The sequence below is a fragment of the Clostridium sp. DFI.1.208 genome (assembly GCF_024463855.1).
GTDB lineage: Bacteria > Bacillota_I > Bacilli_A > Erysipelotrichales > Erysipelotrichaceae > Clostridium_AQ.
This window is the reverse complement of sequence record NZ_JANGCA010000123.1, coordinates 1-3,474: the sequence shown is the minus strand read 5'-3', so window position 1 is coordinate 3,474 and position 3,474 is coordinate 1. Positions and strand designations below refer to the sequence as shown.

The following is a 3,474-nucleotide window of genomic DNA, read 5'->3' as shown; positions in this document are numbered from 1 at the left end:
TTTTATATAAGAAAAGGACACCCACACAAAAAGTGAAAGGGTATCCACACAGTTTGTTAGATAAGTCAAAAAATGGCAACACACAAGTTTAAAGGTATGCCACAACCACACACAAATTTAAAGCGCCTGAATAAGCCGGTCACAAGTCGTGATCGGTTTTTTATTGCTGATATCTTTTCTTTCTTTTGTATGATGAAAGGACTGTAGTTTAACAGATGGGATTCTTTTATAATTGGTCTGTTGATAGTTGATATAGGATAAGATAAAGTATAAAAAAACAGATCTTTTGAATCTGTTTTCCGCTTTCTATGATAAAGTAATAGTAGTTCTTTTCTATAGCTGTAAATACTGTATGTGTGTGGAATGCATGCTTTTACAAACACTACCTTGTCAGTATAAATTCTTTAGTCTTTTTAAATAACTGTAATGACGGTAGCGAGCAAATCTCACCTTCAATTTTGACATCTCACAATAAATTTCTTTAGTGGCTTCCAAGGGCACATTCAAATGATCATAGCAGAGTATTGCTGTATCGAAGGTTTCACTTTTCATTGTTACATGACGATCCTCCATCATAATATACGGATTACCGAGGGAGCGGTGCTTAGAATGCTGAATAGCTGTTATTTCTGCCAACTGCATCAGAGATAAACCACAGTCTATAACTGCACCACCAAGAGAGCGATTATATGCGGTGGATCCAGCCTGTGTTGAAAGACAGATTCCGGAGCCTCTGCAGGTTTCAAAAAACTCATCATCTACATATATATCCATTATTTGAGATTTCACAATATTTTCAACGCGCATCTCGTTTAATGCATAATATGGTTCTGGATTATTATCCAGTTTAATTTTTAATAAACCGGATTCAAATATAACAGGCTCTTTTTCCAGAATATCATGCAGGCATTCCTCCAGCTCCTCTTCCGTATAGTCTGTAAAGAAGCCAAGTGTTCCTGTATGAATGCCAAGGAAGTTTACTTCACTGATACGATGCAGATACTGATGGACTCCATACAGCAGTGTACCATCTCCGCCTACACAGATAACAAGCTGCGGTTCTGCTTTATCATAAAGCCAACCTGCAGACTGCAAACGCTCTTTGATTTTCTCCTCAACTGCATGTGATTTTGCATCTTTTTTCGCAACAACTGAATATTTCATCACAAATCACTTCCTTTTGTTATGGTACTATTGTATCATATCCTATAAGGTGATGAAAGATGAATAAACATGTTGAAAAAGAATATAAAATGCTAGTGAGTAAAGAGCAGTTTGATAAGCTGTGCGGTTTGTATGAAAATCTGAATTTTATAACCCAGACCAATACCTATTATGATACGGTGAACCGGGATATTCAGAAACAGAAGGGTGCTATGCGTATACGGGAGCGAAATGGAAGGTTTCTATTTACATTAAAAATGCGACAGGAGAATCTTGACGGATTGTGCGAGTGTGAATGTGAAGTATCTGAAAACAGTGTTCACGCGCTACGTTCAAAGGAAATTGTTCAGCTTTTGCAGGAGTATCATATAGAAGCTGACATCATTCCGTTAACTACTCTGGTGACAAAAAGAGCTATTGTAGAAACAGAGAATGCTGAACTTTGCTTTGATATCAGCACCTACGGAAGTCATATAGATTATGAAATAGAATATGAGTATAAGCGTCCACATGACGGGCTTTCTGTTTTCCAAAAGCTTCTTGATCAGGTACAGCTTGTTTATGTAAAAAACTGCACGTCTAAGATTCAGCGTGCATTGCAGGCAGTGGAGGAATGATCTATCTTATTATCTGGAACATAATGCCTTTTTGTATGATGGGGATTGATAAATGGAAAGCCATGCATAAGCGTTATCGAATACCTGAACGATTTCTGCTGCTCTATGGATTCCTTGGAGGTGCCTTTGGTATTGGTCTTGGAATGATTGTATTTCGACACAAAATAAGGAATGCAAAATTCAGTATTATGATACCGTTCTTTTGTATACTTCAGGTAATAGCTATAGGGCTAGTCCTCTTCGACTAGCCTTTCTTCATATTCTATCTTTAAATAGCTGAGAGCATAGCTCCAATTTCTGTGGACCTTTTGATTAAAAAGTAATTTAATGGAAATCTGATCAGCATATTCACTTTGATTGATATATACTTTAAATAGCTGATAATGACCAATGCTGTATTGAATTTTACTTTCATAATCTATAAAGTTTAAGAGGCATGGCAGAAGAATCATTATTTTTCCATCCCGTTTTGTCCAATATTCTGTTTTGCTGTTTCTAATTGTCCGGATATCCGGATCTTGTAATGTTTGAATATAATGACGTATTTTTGATTCCTCATATTCTGAATAGAAGCCTGTATCTATACGCCTGCTGAGGTTTTCCAATAATTGCAGTATGGCGTCCTCCTGCATATTCTTTTCTTTTGTAGCTACAGTGCTATTTACCCATACATCCGTACCAATAGAGGCTGCCAAACGCAGGAGTTTTCCTGTATTTTGTATGTTTTCTTTATCGATATAGAAAAAGCTTTCAATATTATTGGAAATTTCCATTCCAATTTCGCTCAGGTAAATCGGATATTGAAAATAAACAACATTTTCCAATTCCATGCAAGAGAGAAGCTCTGGAACTTCCTCCTGTTTTGTAATTTTGCAGATTGCCTGTCTTAATGCTTCCTTATCCGGATAGCCACTCAGAGTTTTATATACATTCCACATCTGCGTAAATCCCATATTCTGCTGCTTTCTAAGATGACCATATCCAAGTATACCCTTTTCTCTTTTTCTTCCACGCTCTGTCCCCTTTGTCAAAAAGAACAGCATATCTCCTTTTTTGAAATCAATAATACTTTTGATACTTGGCTTCCAGAAATTGATAACGGAATTACCATGAAGTCTATGATATTCCATCATCCTCTTATCAGTTATATAAGCAATAGAGCCCATATGATCACCTTCTTCCTATATATCCATTTTATCATGATAGCGCTTGCAGTAAAATGAAAATATTTCTTTTTTTGTATATATAAGAAGATTTTGATTTAGCGCCTGTATACTACTTCATATAGAAATATTTCTTTTTAATGCCATGTCCTCATATTAAGGTTCAAGTACCTAATTAAATCTATGGTGTGTTATGATGATGTATTCTTATACAGTAATTAAGCTTATTTGGTGAAAGAAATTAGTTGTAAATCATCTTTTATTACAATGAAATGATATTAACCCTTTTGAGTCGTTTCTCTTATTATTCTGTTACTGAAGGAAATCGTTTTTTCTTCCGTATTCTTGATGTTTACAATTCTTAATTATCCTATACATGTGAATAAGAGCTATTCCTATCCTTACTCCTTGGTATATTTAAGTTACTCATATAATGAGTAATAAATTTAATATACCAGTTCTCCTTTCCACCTGAATTATTTGGTATCACTTCAGGTTGTGATAAAATGTGTAATTGTGAATGTGGATTT

3 protein-coding genes are annotated in these 3,474 nt (G+C 35.2%); 1 reads left to right on the top strand and 2 read right to left on the bottom strand.

The features are described 5' to 3' along the window. Window positions 1-390: 390 nt before the first annotated feature. Entirely contained in the window at window positions 391-1,164 is a 774-nt protein-coding gene (locus NE665_RS23440) for an NAD kinase (RefSeq protein ID WP_117444743.1), read from the bottom strand. A 59-nt stretch (window positions 1,165-1,223) separates the two neighbouring features. Between NE665_RS23440 and NE665_RS23435 the strand changes: the two genes are divergently transcribed. Continuing rightward, window positions 1,224-1,781 (top strand): CYTH domain-containing protein, encoded by a 558-nt coding sequence (locus NE665_RS23435; RefSeq protein ID WP_117444742.1) that lies wholly within the window; start codon window positions 1,224-1,226, stop codon window positions 1,779-1,781. 230 nt (window positions 1,782-2,011) lie between these two features. On the opposite strand, the gene NE665_RS23425 is transcribed toward NE665_RS23435, so the two are convergent. Continuing rightward, complete coding sequence (locus NE665_RS23425) at window positions 2,012-2,947, bottom strand: hypothetical protein (RefSeq protein WP_117444740.1); 936 nt, start codon at window positions 2,945-2,947, stop codon at window positions 2,012-2,014. Between the last annotated feature and the right edge of the window lie 527 nt (window positions 2,948-3,474).

Bases quoted from the DNA above. Each gene is read 5' to 3' on its own strand.
- NE665_RS23440 (WP_117444743.1), bottom strand. From the start codon at position 1,164: ATGAAATATTCAGTTGTTGCGAAAAAAGATGCAAAATCACATGCAGTT.
- NE665_RS23435 (WP_117444742.1), top strand. From the start codon at position 1,224: ATGAATAAACATGTTGAAAAAGAATATAAAATGCTAGTGAGTAAAGAG.
- NE665_RS23425 (WP_117444740.1), bottom strand. From the start codon at position 2,947: ATGGGCTCTATTGCTTATATAACTGATAAGAGGATGATGGAATATCAT.